General features: G+C 61.3%; 17 protein-coding genes. 8 read left to right on the top strand and 9 right to left on the bottom strand.

Annotated features, from left to right (window positions below; all coding sequences use genetic code 11):
- Window positions 1–160 (bottom strand): prepilin-type N-terminal cleavage/methylation domain-containing protein (locus FAS41_RS29530; protein ID WP_138526820.1); only part of this gene is annotated, 160 nt, incomplete at its 3' end.
- A 230-nt stretch (window positions 161–390) separates the two neighbouring features.
- Between FAS41_RS29530 and pilB the strand changes: the two genes are divergently transcribed.
- From pilB to yacG, 5 genes are all read left to right on the top strand, one after another.
- The gene (gene pilB / locus FAS41_RS29525; RefSeq protein WP_138526819.1) at window positions 391–2,094 is read left to right on the top strand and encodes a type IV-A pilus assembly ATPase PilB; all 1,704 of its coding nucleotides are present in this window, start codon (window positions 391–393) and stop codon (window positions 2,092–2,094) included.
- Window positions 2,095–2,097: 3 nt separating this feature from the next.
- A complete protein-coding gene (locus FAS41_RS29520; RefSeq protein ID WP_138526818.1) occupies window positions 2,098–3,315 on the top strand; it encodes a type II secretion system F family protein in 1,218 nt (405 codons plus the stop codon).
- 3 nt (window positions 3,316–3,318) lie between these two features.
- Window positions 3,319–4,191, top strand: coding sequence for a prepilin peptidase (locus FAS41_RS29515; protein ID WP_138526817.1), 873 nt, complete (start codon window positions 3,319–3,321; stop codon window positions 4,189–4,191).
- A 64-nt stretch (window positions 4,192–4,255) separates the two neighbouring features.
- Window positions 4,256–4,864: a dephospho-CoA kinase gene (gene coaE, locus FAS41_RS29510; protein WP_138526816.1), complete on the top strand. Its 609-nt coding sequence runs from the start codon at window positions 4,256–4,258 to the stop codon at window positions 4,862–4,864.
- Window positions 4,861–5,064 carry a DNA gyrase inhibitor YacG gene (yacG, locus tag FAS41_RS29505; protein WP_138526815.1) on the top strand — a complete coding sequence of 68 codons (204 nt, stop codon included), beginning with the start codon at window positions 4,861–4,863 and terminating at the stop codon, window positions 5,062–5,064. The genes coaE and yacG overlap by 4 nt, the downstream gene beginning before the upstream one ends.
- Before the next feature lie 40 nt (window positions 5,065–5,104).
- On the opposite strand, the gene FAS41_RS29500 is transcribed toward yacG, so the two are convergent.
- The 3 genes from FAS41_RS29500 to FAS41_RS29490 form a co-directional block, all read right to left on the bottom strand.
- Window positions 5,105–5,320 (bottom strand): hypothetical protein, encoded by a 216-nt coding sequence (locus FAS41_RS29500; RefSeq protein ID WP_138526814.1) that lies wholly within the window; start codon window positions 5,318–5,320, stop codon window positions 5,105–5,107.
- A 106-nt stretch (window positions 5,321–5,426) separates the two neighbouring features.
- Window positions 5,427–6,116 (bottom strand): energy-coupling factor ABC transporter permease, encoded by a 690-nt coding sequence (locus FAS41_RS29495; protein ID WP_138526813.1) that lies wholly within the window; start codon window positions 6,114–6,116, stop codon window positions 5,427–5,429.
- Window positions 6,113–6,547, bottom strand: coding sequence for an FAD/FMN-containing dehydrogenase (locus FAS41_RS29490; protein WP_138526821.1), 435 nt, complete (start codon window positions 6,545–6,547; stop codon window positions 6,113–6,115). The genes FAS41_RS29495 and FAS41_RS29490 overlap by 4 nt, the downstream gene beginning before the upstream one ends.
- A 122-nt stretch (window positions 6,548–6,669) precedes the next feature.
- On the opposite strand from FAS41_RS29490, the gene FAS41_RS29485 reads away from it, so the two are divergent.
- The 3 genes from FAS41_RS29485 to FAS41_RS29475 all read left to right on the top strand — a co-directional run bounded on the left by FAS41_RS29485 (window position 6,670) and on the right by FAS41_RS29475 (window position 8,916).
- Window positions 6,670–7,299: a DUF1780 domain-containing protein gene (locus tag FAS41_RS29485; protein WP_138526812.1), complete on the top strand. Its 630-nt coding sequence runs from the start codon at window positions 6,670–6,672 to the stop codon at window positions 7,297–7,299.
- A gap of 94 nt (window positions 7,300–7,393) precedes the next feature.
- A complete protein-coding gene (locus FAS41_RS29480) occupies window positions 7,394–7,564 on the top strand; it encodes a DUF3094 family protein (RefSeq protein WP_138526811.1) in 171 nt (56 codons plus the stop codon).
- Window positions 7,565–7,617: 53 nt separating this feature from the next.
- On the top strand, window positions 7,618–8,916 hold the full coding sequence (locus tag FAS41_RS29475; RefSeq protein ID WP_138526810.1) for an NAD(P)/FAD-dependent oxidoreductase: 1,299 nt from the start codon (window positions 7,618–7,620) through the stop codon (window positions 8,914–8,916).
- 208 nt (window positions 8,917–9,124) lie between these two features.
- Here FAS41_RS29475 and cyoE read toward each other — a convergent pair whose 3' ends face one another.
- From cyoE to cyoA, 5 genes are read right to left on the bottom strand one after another with little or no spacing between them, the layout of a single operon-like run.
- Window positions 9,125–10,012 (bottom strand): heme o synthase, encoded by an 888-nt coding sequence (gene cyoE / locus FAS41_RS29470; RefSeq protein ID WP_081517366.1) that lies wholly within the window; start codon window positions 10,010–10,012, stop codon window positions 9,125–9,127.
- 11 nt (window positions 10,013–10,023) lie between these two features.
- Window positions 10,024–10,389, bottom strand: coding sequence for a cytochrome o ubiquinol oxidase subunit IV (gene cyoD / locus FAS41_RS29465; protein ID WP_024765643.1), 366 nt, complete (start codon window positions 10,387–10,389; stop codon window positions 10,024–10,026).
- On the bottom strand, window positions 10,389–11,018 hold the full coding sequence (gene cyoC / locus FAS41_RS29460) for a cytochrome o ubiquinol oxidase subunit III (RefSeq protein WP_024765644.1): 630 nt from the start codon (window positions 11,016–11,018) through the stop codon (window positions 10,389–10,391). The genes cyoD and cyoC overlap by 1 nt, the downstream gene beginning before the upstream one ends.
- A 3-nt stretch (window positions 11,019–11,021) precedes the next feature.
- Window positions 11,022–13,004: a cytochrome o ubiquinol oxidase subunit I gene (cyoB, locus tag FAS41_RS29455; protein WP_138526809.1), complete on the bottom strand. Its 1,983-nt coding sequence runs from the start codon at window positions 13,002–13,004 to the stop codon at window positions 11,022–11,024.
- A gap of 6 nt (window positions 13,005–13,010) precedes the next feature.
- Window positions 13,011–14,006, bottom strand: coding sequence for a ubiquinol oxidase subunit II (gene cyoA, locus FAS41_RS29450; protein ID WP_138526808.1), 996 nt, complete (start codon window positions 14,004–14,006; stop codon window positions 13,011–13,013).
- Window positions 14,007–14,867 lie beyond the last annotated feature (861 nt).

The following is a 14,867-nucleotide window of genomic DNA, read 5'->3' as shown; positions in this document are numbered from 1 at the left end:
GTACTTCAGCGTCACCGGCGACGAAGCCCGAACGCAGGCCCGGCAGGTTGGAACGCTTGGTGTAATCCTGATAGGCCGGCAGTGCGATGGCAGCCAGAATACCGATGATGGCAACCACGATCATCAGTTCGATCAGAGTAAAGCCTTTTTGAGCCTTCATAATTCTCTCCAGGTTTATATAAGAGGTCGTAGGACCTTCCAAACATCAGGCAGAAATCATGCCAATACTCCTACAGCCGCGCATCCCCTGATCCAGCAGAAATTTCTCAATAGCAGCTACGCACTATTGCGCAGGAAGTGACATTTTTTGGCAGTGGTGCTTCGCCAATTTGGCACTCCGCGACATCTGCGTTATAAGGCATTGATACCTCTTCCCGGCATTTACCTTCCATGAACGATCAAGTCGTCCTGTCCGGCCTCGCTCGCCAACTGGTGCAATCCGAGCTTCTCGACGAGAAGAGTGCCCAGCAGGCGCAATTACAGGCGCAACGCAACAAGCTGTCGCTGGTCACCTATCTGGTGCAGAACAAACTCGTGAAGAGTCGCCCTCTGACAGAACTTGCCGCTGATCAGTTTGGCGTGGCCTTCTGCGATCTGAGCAGCCTCGATCGCGAAGCCCTGCCCAAGGAGTTGGTCTCGGAAAAACTGATCCGTCAGCATCGGGTGCTTCCGCTCTGGCGACGTGGCAACAAACTGTTTGTCGGCCTTTCCGACCCGACCAACCACCAAGCGATCACCGACGTCCAGTTCAGCACTGGCCTGACGACCGAAGCCATCCTGGTCGAAGACGACAAGCTCGGCGACGCCATCGAAAAGCTCTTCGAAAGCGCCACCAGCGCCCTTGACGATCTGGGTGATATCGACCTAGACGGCCTGGATATCGAGAACGGCAATGCAGAGCAGAAGGATGACCCCATCGGAGGGGATGCCGACGACGCCCCCGTTGTGCGCTTCGTCAACAAGATGCTGCTCGATGCCATCAAGGGAGGTTCCTCAGACCTCCACTTCGAACCCTACGAGAAGATCTACCGGGTCCGCTTCCGGACTGATGGCATGCTGCACGAAGTCGCGAAACCGCCAATTCAGTTGGCCAGCCGCATTTCGGCCCGCCTGAAAGTCATGGCCGGGCTGGATATCTCAGAGCGCCGCAAACCCCAGGATGGCCGCATCAAGATGCGTGTATCCAAGAGTAAATCCATCGATTTCCGGGTTAATACGATGCCCACACTGTGGGGCGAGAAGATCGTGATGCGGATACTGGACTCCGCCAGTGCACAGATGGGGATTGACGCACTGGGCTACGAAGACGCCCAGAAACAGCTCTACATGGAAGCCCTCAAGCAACCGCAGGGCATGATCCTGGTCACCGGTCCCACAGGCTCGGGCAAGACCGTATCACTGTATACCGGTCTGAATATTCTCAATACCCCCGATATCAACATTTCTACCGCGGAAGACCCGGTGGAGATCAACCTGGAAGGCATCAACCAAGTGAACGTCAACCCGCGCCAGGGCATGGACTTCGCCCAGGCCCTGCGGGCCTTCCTGCGTCAGGACCCGGATGTGATCATGGTTGGCGAGATCCGTGACCTGGAAACGGCAGAAATCGCCATCAAGGCTGCGCAGACTGGCCACATGGTGATGTCTACCCTGCACACCAACAGCGCAGCGGAAACCCTGACGCGCCTGCTGAACATGGGCGTCGCCTCCTTCAACCTGGCGACCTCTACGAACCTGATCATTGCCCAGCGTCTGGCCCGTAAGCTCTGCCCGCACTGCAAGAAGGAACACGATGTTCCTGGCGATGCATTGCGCCACGAAGGCTTCCCCGAGGACAAGATCGGCTCCTTCAAGCTATACGCGCCCATCGGATGTGAAAATTGCAAGGGTGGCTACAAGGGCCGCGTAGGTATTTATGAAGTGGTTAAAATCACGCCGGCCCTGCAGCGGATTATCATGGAAGAAGGCAATTCCATTCAGATCGCTGATCAAGCACGAAAAGAAGGCTTCAACGATCTGCGCACTTCGGGCCTGCTTAAAGCCATGCAAGGCATAACCAGTCTCGAAGAAGTCAACCGCGTGACCAAGGATTAATCCATGGCGGAAAAAGCATTGAAGAGCAGCGTCTTCGCCTGGGAAGGCACTGATCGCAAAGGCGGGAAGGTCAAGGGGGAGCTTTCCGGGGTCAATACGGCGCTGGTCAAGGCTCAATTGCGCAAGCAAGGCATCAACCCCACCAAGGTGCGCAAGAAGGGTATCTCCCTGCTGAGTCAGGGCAAGCGCATCAAGCCAATGGACATCGCACTGTTTACTCGTCAGATGGCAACAATGATGGGATCGGGCGTACCACTGCTGCAGTCCTTCGACATCATCGGCGAGGGTTTCGACAACCCCAACATGCGTAAGCTGATCGATGAGGTGAAGCAGGAAGTTGCGGCCGGTAACAGCCTGGCCAATGCCCTGCGCAAAAAGCCCCAGTACTTCGACGACCTCTATTGCAACCTAGTGGATGCAGGCGAGCAGTCAGGCGCCCTCGAAACGCTGCTCGATCGCGTGGCAACTTACAAAGAGAAGACCGAGTCGCTTAAGGCCAAGATTAAGAAAGCCATGACCTATCCGATCGCGGTGGTCATCGTAGCACTGATCGTTTCCGCCATTCTGCTGATCAAGGTGGTGCCCCAGTTCCAGTCGGTATTCGAGAACTTTGGCGCTGAATTGCCGGCGTTCACTCAGATGGTCATCAACCTCTCCGAGGTGATGCAGGCCTGGTGGTTCATCATTCTGATCGCCATGTTCGCAATCGGCTACGCATTGAAGACCGCGCATAACCGCTCGGAAAGATTCCGTGACATGGTGGATCGTGGCGTCCTGCGCGTCCCAATCGTCGGCGACATCATTTACAAGTCCGCCGTAGCCCGTTACGCCCGCACGCTGTCCACTACCTTTGCCGCCGGCGTGCCATTGGTAGAGGCTTTGGACTCGGTATCCGGCGCCACGGGTAACGTAGTTTTCCGCAATGCAGTCGCCAAGATCAAGCAGGACGTATCTTCAGGCACACAGCTGAACTTCTCCATGAAGACCACCGGAATCTTCCCCAGCATGGCCGTGCAAATGGCTGCCATCGGTGAGGAATCCGGCTCCCTGGACAACATGCTGGACAAGGTCGCCAACTACTATGAAGAAGAAGTAGACAACGCCGTCGATAACCTAACCACACTGATGGAGCCGATGATCATGGCCGTTTTGGGCGTTCTGGTCGGCGGCCTGATCATCGCCATGTACCTGCCGATCTTCCAACTGGGCTCTGTCGTCTAACCCATGCCTGTTCTCGACTTCCTGGCCAGCACCCCGCTGGCCTTTGTTTTATGTGCCACCCTCCTCGGCCTGCTGCTCGGCAGCTTCCTCAACGTGGTGATCCATCGTCTGCCGCGGATGATGGAGCTCGACTGGCAACAACAGGCGCGGGAAACCCTGGGTATGCCAGAGGGCGAGAAGCGCCCGACCTATAACCTGGTCCTGCCCAACTCCCAGTGCCCGCACTGTGCCCACGAGATCAAACCGTGGGAGAACATCCCGGTGGTCAGTTGGCTGGCGCTGGGCGGCAAGTGTTCGTCGTGCAAGGCGCCGATCAGCAAGCGCTACCCACTGATCGAGCTGGCCTGTGGTGTGCTGTCGGCCTTCATCGCCTGGCACTACGGCTTCGGCTGGCAGGCCGGCGCGATGCTGCTGCTGACCTGGGGCCTGCTGGCGATGAGCATGATCGACGTCGATCACCAGTTGCTGCCGGACGCCCTGGTGCTGCCGCTGCTCTGGCTGGGGCTGATCGTCAATCACTTCGGACTCTTTACCAACTTGGGCGACGCGCTCTGGGGTGCGGTGTTCGGCTACCTGAGCCTGTGGTCGGTGTACTGGCTGTTCAAGCTGATCACCGGCAAGGAAGGCATGGGCTACGGCGACTTCAAGCTGTTGGCCATGCTCGGCGCCTGGGGTGGCTGGCAGGTGCTGCCGCTGACCATCCTGTTCTCGTCACTGGTGGGTGCCGTGCTGGGCGTGATCATGCTGCGCCTGCGCAATGCCGAAACCAGTACGCCCATCCCCTTCGGCCCCTATCTGGCCATCGCCGGCTGGATTGCGTTGCTCTGGGGTGATCAAATAACCGCGACCTATCTGCAGTTCGCCGGTTTCCGCTAGCCTTCTCCGGCGCCGACTTCCCTCGGCGCCCGCGACGGCCACCGGGCCGGCAGAAAGGAGAACGATGAAACCCTGGATTCTGGGCCTCACCGGCGGCATCGGCAGCGGCAAGAGCGCCGCCGCCGAGCATTTCGCCTCGCTGGGCATCCACATGGTCGACGCCGACCACGCTGCGCGCTGGGTAGTGGAGCCCGGCCGCCCTGCCCTGGCGAGGATCGTCGAGCGCTTCGGCGACGCCCTGCTGCTGCCGGACGGCCAGCTCAACCGTGCAGCCCTGCGCGAGCGCATCTTCAAGGCCGAGGACGAGCGCCGCTGGCTTGAGCAACTGCTGCACCCGCTGATCGGCCAGGAGATCGCCAGCAACCTGGCGCAGGCGCAGTCGCCCTACGCCATCCTGGTCTCGCCACTGCTGGTGGAGTCCGGGCAGCACCGCATGACCCAGCGCGTGCTGGTGGTCGACACCCCCGAACACCTGCAACTGGAACGCACCATGCGCCGCGACCAGGTGTCCGAAGAACAGGTCCGCTCGATTCTCAAGGCCCAGGCCTTGCGCGACGACCGACTCAAGCACGCGGACGACGTGCTGCTCAACGATGGCGACCTCGGTCACCTGCACCAGCAGGTCGAGCGTCTGCATCAGTTCTATCTAGGCCTGCGTGGAGGACAACCATGAGCCAACCCCTGACCGTGGAATGCCCTACCTGTGGCGCTCCTGTTGAATGGAGCGCCAAGAACGAATACCGCCCCTTCTGCTCGCACCGCTGCAAGCTGATCGACCTCGGCGCCTGGGCGGCGGAAGAGCACGCCATTCCCGGCGACAACCTGGAAGACGAACTGTTCTCCGGCGACCTCGAGAAGCCACGAGGACATTGACCCGTCCAGAAAAAGGCCCGCAGAAGCGGGCCTTTTTCATTCAGGGACGCATGAAAGCGTAGTCCCGCTCTTCGTCCAGGTTATCGGCGAGGAAGTGCAGCTCGTGGCCCAGGTCTTCCTGCGTACGGACCTGCGCATTGGCCTGCACCACGGCGCTGAGCAGCGCGCGCACGGCCAGTTGCGGGTCCTGGCCGGCCGCTTCGGCTTCGATCAGCAGCTCGTGGAGGCGCTGCTCGGCCCAGCTGTGAATGCTCATCGGCAATCTCCTTGCGAATGGGGGCCAAGCTTCCCTGATCCCGGGAGGTTTCCGAACTGACCTGGATCAAATCGCCTGGGCCATGAGCCTCGCAGATGGCTGAACATCAGTGCGGCTCATCGTCATCCTTCCACGGCGCCTGCAGGTAGCGCGTGCGATTGAAGGTCTCCAGCCAGTCAGGGTAGAAGACCACCAGTCCGGTCACGATGGTGCCGTTGATGAAGGCCTCGGGGAACATGATCAGCCAGAGGTAGCCGATGAAATCCTCGATCCACGGTGGCATCGGGAACAGTCCATCCATCCACAACAGGCCAAGGCCCAATAGCAGGCTGCACACCGCCGCCAGCGCCGCCGGGAAGAAGCCTGAGCAGAAGATGTAGACGAACAGGTTTCGCGGCTGCCGGCGCTCGACGAGGATCGCCGCGACCTCGGTGATCAGCACCGGAATCAGCACCAGCAGGATGCCGTTCACGCCGATGGCCGCCCAGTCCTGGCGGTCGATCAGGCACAGCCCGAGCTGTGCGACGAGCCCGACGATGATAGCCAGCGGCCAATCCAGCAGCAGGGTCACGGCCGTCATGCCGATGAAGTGGAAAGATACCCCGGAAGCGAAGTCGCGCCGTACCAGCCAGAGCAGGAACAACCCGAGCATGGTGCCGAACACCAGGTGCTGGCGGCGGAAGTCGCTGACCAGCTCCACCCAGGGCGCGCGCCAGATGGCCCAGACGACGATGGGCAAATAGATCGCCCAGCCGATCTCCAGGGTTTCCGCTGACAACAGCTGTGCGGCGATCACGGCTCGCCCTGCTCCAGCGCCTGACGCAAGGCTTCAGCCGAGTCGAACTGGCGAGTCGCGACGACCTTGCCTTGTTCGAGTTGCAGCCAGGTCACCGCATCCGCCTGGGCCGGGAAGCGGTTGGCCACGCGGGGCTCGCGGTCGAGCAGTACGCGGTAGGAGTAGTCGCGCATGGCGGGGACGGCGAACAGCTTCGAGATGGGCGCAGGCATGCGGCTGATATCGGCAACGAAGGCTGTGCTACGCGATTCGAGGTATCCCTTAGGGCGATCCGCCAGCGCGGCTTTTACCAGCTTCGAGCCGGCCATATCGTGGGCAACCAGCAGCACCTTCAGATCGGCCGTGGCGGTGTAGGGTTTGTCGTACTGATCCAGCAGCGTCCAACCGGTGGCAGGCGATTCCTGCGCCATTGCCACGCTCGCCAGCACCATCAACAGCATCCCACCCAGCACTCGTCTCACGCTTCCCTCCTTGCCCGGAACCGCCAATGATTGGCAACAGTCTACACCGCCATCGGCGCCCGCCTGCGGTTGCCAGCAACTATGCTTGAGACATGAACGAGTCCGACTATCTGCGCCTGCTGACGCGCCAGGCGGAACAAGCCAACGACTTCCTCTCCAACGCCCGCAAGTGGGAGCGGGAGTGCTGGGCCTGCCAGCGCCTGCTGCAGGCGCTGAAAGTGCCCTATCGCCAGGAGGACTTCATCGCGCCTACGCAGCAGCCACCGGATGTGCTGTTCCGCGACGCCACCTTCGAGGTGTTCTTCGTGCTCGACCAGGGCCGTCGGCTCAACGAGGAATGGAAGGAGGAATTGCTGCGCCGACGCATGGCCCAGAGCCTCAACCAGCTGATCCGCCGTGAGCAGCGGCCCCGGCGGATTCCCTGCGCGGAACTGCAGGCACGCCTGGCACCGACGCTGCGCAAGAAGGCGCACAATTATACCGAGCGCGGTATCGACCCGCGTGAACTGGACCTGCTCGCCTTTGTCAGCCTCAAGCGCGAGACACCCGATTTCAACACGCCCTTTCCGCCGCCGACCGAGTACCTGCGCCAGGGTTGGCGCTCGCTATCGGTGGTGGGGCCGACTTTCGCCCGCGTGCTCTTCGCCCACAGCGACGCGCCGGATTTCCTGCGCGGCAGCCTGGGCCGCAGCATCCTTTTCGACATGGGCGTCGGTCTGTAAATAGGCAACGACGTAATGCTGCATTGATCGGCGGTGCATTGAGAGGCCGCCCAAGCCCTACTAGAATGCTCGACATTATAAACGGAGGCCGCCCATGCCCAGTCGCCTGAGCCCCGAAGACCAGCAGAAGGTCGATCAGTACCTCAGCTCCCCCGTCCACCAGGTCCAGCGTGCACCGTTCAAGCCTTGGCTGATGATGGCCGGATTGCTTGCGGTGGTCGTCGCCCTGGGTTTGCTGAGCCGCCTCCTGGCCTACCTTGCGTGAGCGCCGTGCCGCCACGGGCCGATACAGGATTCCTTAAGCTATGAGAATGCACCATGTCCCATCGTATCGTGATCGTCGGCGGCGGCGCCGGCGGGCTGGAGCTCGCGACCCGTCTCGGCCGCACCCTGGGTAAAAAGGGCAAGGCGCGCATTACGCTCGTCGACGCCAACCTCACCCACATCTGGAAACCCCTGCTGCACGAAGTTGCCGCCGGCTCGCTCAACTCCTCCGAGGATGAGCTGAACTACGTCGCCCAGGCGAAATGGAACCACTTCGAATTCCAGCTCGGCCGCCTGGACGGCCTGGACCGCGCGAGCAAGCGCATCCAGCTCGCCGCCACGCTCGATGAGCAAGGCGAAGAGCTGGTGCCGGCGCGCAGTCTGGAATACGACACGCTGGTCCTTTCCATCGGCAGCACCACCAACGACTTCGGTACCGCCGGGGCCGCAGACCACTGCATCTTCCTGGACACCCGCGAGCAGGCCGAGCGCTTCCACAAGCTGCTGCTGACCCATTACCTGCGCGCCCATGCCGGACAGGACAAGGACGACCAGATCAGCGTCGCCATCGTCGGTGCCGGCGCCACCGGCGTTGAGCTGTCGGCTGAACTGCACCATGCCGCGCAGGAACTGGCGGCCTACGGTTTGACCGGCATCCAGCCGCAGAACATGCGTATCACCCTGATCGAGGCGGGTCCGCGCGTCCTGCCGGCGCTGCCTGAACGCATCAGCCAACCGGTGCACCAGACGCTGGAGAAGCTCGGCGTCCGCGTGGCCACCGGTTCGGCCGTACAGGAAGTCACGGCCGAAGGTCTGCGCACTTCGGCGGGCGAGTTCATTCCCGCAAGCCTGAAGGTCTGGGCAGCGGGCATCCGCGCGCCGAGCCTGTTCAAGGAGATCGACGGGCTGGAGACCAACCGCATCAACCAGTTGGTGGTCCGCTCGACCCTGCAAACTACCCGCGACGACAACATCTTCGCCTTCGGTGACTGCGCCGCCTGCCCGATGGGCGACGGTAGCGAACGTACCGTGCCGCCGCGCGCGCAGGCCGCGCACCAGCAGGCTTCGCTGCTGGCTAAGGCACTGGTGGCGAAGCTGGATGGCAAGCCGCTGCCGGAGTACCGCTACACCGACTACGGCTCGCTGATCTCGCTGTCGCGCTTCAGCGCCGTGGGCAACCTGATGGGTAACCTGATGGGCAGCGTGAAACTCGAGGGCTGGCTGGCGCGGATGTTCTACGTGTCGCTGTACCGCATGCACCAGGTGGCGCTTTACGGGCCGTTCCGCACCGCGCTGCTGATGATCGCGGATCGCATCGGACGCAGCACCGAGCCGCGCTTGAAGCTGCACTGATCGGGTAGCGATCGCGGGCGCAGTTCGCTCCTGCAGGACCCGAAGCACCCTGTAGGAGCGAGCTTGCTCGCGAACCGCCCCAGCTCTGGATCTGCCGGCAAAGAGCGTTCGCGAGCAAGCTCGCTCCTACAAAAGCCACATCGCCAGGAAATACCAGGCACAAAAAAGCCGCCCCGAGGGGCGGCTTTTTCGTTGCAGCAGAGCAGCCTTACAGCGCCGCCAGCATCGACTGGGCCGGAATGGCCTGGAAGTCGATGGACATCATCAGGCTCAGCACGCTGATCGCGATGATGGAGAAGGCGAACAACTGGCGGGCCCAGCGGCGGTCGTCTTCGGCACTGAAGCCTTTCACCGCGATGAACAGCCACCAGGCACTGACGGCCAGCGCCACCACCAGGTAACCGTAGCCAGCAAAGCCGGTCACGGTCAGCAGCAGGGTCGCCAGGCCGAAGGCCACGACGTAGTAGAGGATCTGCTTCTTGGTCGCTTCGATGCCCCGCTCCACCGGCAGCACGGGAATCCCGGCGGCGCGGTAGTCGTTGAGGCGGAAGATCGCGATGGCGTAGCTGTGCGGCATCTGCCAGAGGCAGAAGATCAGCAGCAGCACCGCCGCGCCCATGTCGAAGTGACCGCTCGCGGCACAGTAACCCACCACCGGCGGCATGGCTCCGGAGAGACTGCCGACCAGTGTGCCGTAGACCGAACTGCGCTTGAGCCAGAGGCTGTAGAGCACGACGTAGACGAAGAAGCCGAACGCAGCGAGCAGAGTGGCCTGCACGTTGGTCTTCCACGCCAGTAGGCCGAAGCCCGCCGCGCCGAGGACCACGCCGTGGGCCAGGGCGGCCTTCAGCGAGATCTGCCCGGTTACGGTGACACGACTGCGGGTACGCTCCATGAAGCGATCGATGTCGCGGTCGATGCAGTTGTTGAACACACAACCGCTGGCAACGACCAGGGACAGGCCGATCACGGTGGCCAGCAGCAGCATCGGGTCAACGCTGCCGCGAGCGGCGAGGAAGTATCCCCCCGCCACCGCGATCAGGTTTCCGAAGATGATGCCCGGCTTGGCAACCAGGAGATAACGCTTGAGTTTCACGGCATCGGCCCTCAGGGCATTGGCATCATCAGGGTGTCTGCGGTGTAGATGATCCACAGCGACAGACCGACCACCAGCAGAATGATGATGGCGGTGAAGATGAATGCCATGACGTTCCAGCGGCCTTCGGAGCTGAAGTTCATGTGCAGGAAGCAGATCAGGTGCACGACGACCTGAACCAGGCCCAGGATCACCATGGTCAGCAGGGTGGCGTGACGCGAGAAGCCGCCGTCGATGACCATGTAGAACGGGATCGCGGTCAGGATCACCGAGAGCACGAAGCCGATGGCGTATGAGCCCAGGCTGCCGTGGCCGGCACCGTGGGAATCGTGGCCGTGGGCGCCGTGGGAGTCGTGATGATGTGCAGCAGCGGACATTACAGAGCCCCCATCAGGTAGACGACGGTGAAGACGCAGATCCAGACGATGTCCAGGAAGTGCCAGAACAGGCTCAGGCACATCATGCGGGTGTTGTTCTGCGCGGTCAGGCCACGGGTGCCGATCTGCGCCATCAGCACCAGCATCCACAGCAGGCCTGCGGAAACGTGCAGGCCGTGCATGCCGACCAGGGTGAAGAAGGACGACAGGAAGGCGCTGCGGCTCGGGCCGAAGCCTTCGACGATCAGGTGATGGAACTCGTTGAGCTCCATGCCGATGAACGCCGCGCCGCAGAGGAAGGTCACGCCCAGCCAGGCGATGGCCTTGCCCTTGGCCCCCTTGTGCGCAGCCAGCATGGCCAGGCCGTAGGTGCAGGAGGAGATCAGCAGGATCGCGGTTTCGACGGCCACGTAGGGCAGTTCGAAGATGTCCTTGCCGCTCGGGCCGCCGGCCGTGTGGTTGACCAGCACGGCGTAGGTGGCGAAGACGCTCGCGAACAGGATGCAGTCAGTCATCAGGTACAGCCAGAAGCCGAATACCGTCATACCGCCGCTGTCGTGAGCATGGTCATGGTCGTGCGCCGCTTCGTGCGTATCGACCAGGTGTTGATCAAGTACTGCCGTCGACATGGTTTATACCTGCTGTGCGGAGGCGAGTTGCTGGAAGTTGGCGTTCTCGATGCGCTCGATCTCATCCGGCTGGACGTAGTAGTCCACGTCGGTGATGTAGCTGCGCACGATGACCGAGGCGATCATGCCGACGAAGCCAACACCCACCAGCCACCAGATGTGCCAGATGGCAGCGAAGCCGAAGAGGAAGGCGAACACGGCGATGGAGAAGCCAGCGGCGGTGTTCTTCGGCATGTGGATCGGCGCGTAGGCCGGCAGCTTGCGGTATGCGGTACCGGTCTGCTTCATGTCGTGGAACGCGTCGATGTCGTTGACCTTCGGCAGTTCGGCGAAGTTGTAGTACGGCGGCGGCGAGGAAGTGGACCATTCCAGGGTACGGCCACCCCACGGGTCGCCAGTCAGGTCGGCCAGTTGCTTGCGGTTCTTGATCGAGACCAGCAGCTGGATCAGCTGGCAGGCGATACCGAAGAAGATCAGCACGGCGCCGAAGAAGGCCACCACCAGGTACGGCTTCCACATCGGGTTGTCGTAGTGGTTCAGGCGACGGGTCATACCCATGAAGCCGAGGATGTACAGCGGCATGAAGGCCATGTAGAAGCCGACCAGCCAGCACCAGAAGGAGCGCTTGCCCCACTTCTCGTCCAGCTTGAAGCCGAAGGCTTTCGGGAACCAGAAGACGAAGCCGGCCAGGTAACCGAACACCGCACCACCGATGATGGTGTTGTGGAAGTGGGCGATCAGGAACAGGCTGTTGTGCAGCAGGTAGTCAGCGCCCGGGATGGCCAGCAGAACGCCGGTCATGCCACCGATGGTGAAGGTGACGATGAAGCCCAGGGTCCACAGGATCGGGGTGTCGAAGCGCAGGCGGCCACGGTAGATGGTGAACAGCCAGTTGAACAGCTTCACCCCGGTCGGGATGGAGATCAGCATGGTCGCCACGCCGAAGAAGCCGTTGACGTCGCCGCCCGACCCCATGGTGAAGAAGTGGTGCAGCCACACGGTGAAGCCGAGGAAGGTGATCGCGGCGCTCGCCCACACCATCGAGGTGTAGCCGAACATGCGCTTGCCAGCGAAGGTCGCGGTGACTTCGGAGAAGATACCGAAAGCCGGCAGGATCAGGATGTACACCTCAGGATGGCCCCAGGCCCAGAAGAGGTTGATGTACATCATGGCGTTGCCGCCCAGCTCGTTGGTGAAGAAGTGCATGTCGAAGTAACGGTCCAGCGACAGCAGGCCCAGGGCCGCGGTCAGGATCGGGAACGACGCAACGATCAGGATGTTGGCGAAGGTGCAGGTCCAGGTGAAGATCGGCATCTGCATCAGCTTCATGCCGGGGGTACGCATCTTGAACACGGTCACCAGGAAGTTGATACCCGTGAGCAAGGTACCCATACCCGATATCTGTAGTGCCCAGATGTAGTAGTCCACACCCACGCCCGGGCTGTAGGCCAGCTCGGACAGCGGCGGGTAGGCGACCCAGCCGGTACGGGCGAATTCACCCAGGCCCAGGGATACGTTCACCAGCATGGCGCTGACGACCAGCAGCCAGAAGCTCAGGGAGTTCAGGAAGGGGAACGCCACGTCACGTGCGCCGATCTGCAGCGGCACGGCCAGGTTCATCAGACCGGTCATGAAGGGCATGGCCATGAAGATGATCATGATCACGCCGTGAGCGGTGAAGATCTGGTCGTAGTGTTCCGGCGGCAGGTAGCCGTGGTTGGCGCCTTCAGCCAGCGCGAGCTGGCCGCGCATCATGATGGCGTCGGCAAAGCCGCGCAGCAGCATGACCAGGGCGACGATGATGTACATCACGCCGATTTTCTTGTGGTCGATGGACGTCAGCCATTCGGTCCACAGGTAGGTCCATTTGCGGTAGTAGGTGATCGCGCCGAACACACCGAGGCCCAACAGGGCGACGATGGCCAGCGTGATGACGATGATCGGCTCGTGATACGGCACGGCCGACAGTGTCAGTTTCCCGAACATCTGCGGTTACTCCTGGCTCGGATTCATTTGCATGCCAGGCATGCCTTGCATGTTGCTCATGTCGTGGCCCGCCATGGCGGCCTCGTCATGCGCTGCTTCGCCGTGCTCGCCCTTCTCGGCCTGCTCTTTGGCTTCGTGGGCCTTGGCCATCGCGTGGCCGGCGTGTTCCCACTTGTTCAGCACGTGGGAGAACAGCTCGGGGCTGACGGTGGAGAAGTAGGTGGCCGGGACGTTCTCGGTCGGTTTCACCAGCTCCGGGTACTGGTCCAGGTTCAGGGTCTGTTGCGAGGCCTTGACCTTCGCGACCCAATCCTGGAAGCCCTGCTCGGAGGTGGAGATGGCCTTGAACTTCATGCCCGAGAAGCCGCCGCCGCTGTAGTTCGCGGAGATGCCGTCGAACACGCCTTCTTCGTTGGCGATCAGGTGCAGCTTGGTCATCATTCCGGCCATGGAGTAGATCTGGCTACCCAGCTGCGGGATGAAGAACGAGTTCATCACCGAATCCGAGGTGATCTGGAAGTTCACCGGGGTGTCTTTCGGGAAGGCGATTTCGTTGACGGTGGCGATACCCTGTTCCGGGTAGATGAACAGCCACTTCCAGTCCAGCGAGATGGCCTGGATGGTCACCGGCTTGACCTCGGAGTCCAGCGGACGGTACGGGTCCAGCTTGTGGGTGCTTTCCCAGGTGATCCAGCCGAGCACGGCGATGATCACGCAGGGCACCAGCCATACCACCAGCTCGATCTTGGTCGAGTGGGACCAGTCCGGCATGTAGGTGGCCTTGGTGTTCGAAGCCCGGTATTTCCAGGCGAACGCGAAGGTCATCAGGATGACCGGCACCACCACGATCAGCATCAGCAGAGTTGCCGTGATGATCAGGGACTTCTCGTCAGCGCCGACCTGCCCTTTCGGGTCGAACAGCGCCATGTTGCAACCGCCGAGCATCAGCATCGGCAGAAACGCAAGTCTCTTCAAAATTCCTGTGTACTGCTCTTTTTTCATCTTGCGGCCTTAGTGGATGAAAATCGCTTCACCGCCCATGAGCCTTCGCCACGCATTGCTCGACGACTCGTTACCCGCGACTTTTCCAAGCCGCCTGCCAGGGCTGTCATGGATTCACGAACGCGGCCGCAAGGATTCCAGGCAAAGGGAGGTCGCCCGGTCTTCGCGATGCGAAACCGATTTCGTCAGCTGATTCGTTCCGTGTTATTCAGCGTGTGGTGTCTGGACTGGCGGCTCGTTGAAGCGCGCGCGTCGCACACCGGATGCACGAGCGGATTGCCCGACTCGTCGTATGACAGGAGCCCACCGATGGCAGCCCCCTGTTGTTATGCCGCTGCACCGAAGGGTGAGCACTGGCCTTGATCTACGTCAGTGCGACTCAGCGATTTGGGGGTAGGAAATGGACGGCGGGTATTACAAAGCATTTCAGAAACCCCTTTCAAGGCCCCGGCCTTTCATTTTTAACAAGATATTTTCTCACCCCATGAAACAGTCCCGACTCGAATCGTTTAGAAAACACCCAATTAACACATGAGAGAAAGGGGCTTTCCCTCCCTGCCAAGTCTCGGCTCCGGCCTCCACGAAAATACGTCGGCCCCATGAACCACGGGCGTTTCAGCCCTTCAAGAAAGACCTTCCGCGAGCCGCTAAAGCATCTGGCAAAGACCTTGCCATGACGGCGATCAAGAACCTTTTCAAAAGCTCGAAAATGGCTCCGCGCACCCTGCGACACATCGACGCATCAGGCTTTTTGCAAGGGCTAATATGCGACCAATTGTGACGATCGTTCCGAGTGCAAAGCACGAAACGATCGTCAAAAAGGAGTGCGGATGAATGTTCTACGACAGGATCTGGAAGAGG

The sequence above is a fragment of the Pseudomonas nicosulfuronedens genome (assembly GCF_005877905.1).
GTDB lineage: Bacteria > Pseudomonadota > Gammaproteobacteria > Pseudomonadales > Pseudomonadaceae > Pseudomonas > Pseudomonas nicosulfuronedens.
Note: the sequence above shows the minus strand (reverse complement) of the source record. Positions and strands in the feature narration are given on the sequence as shown.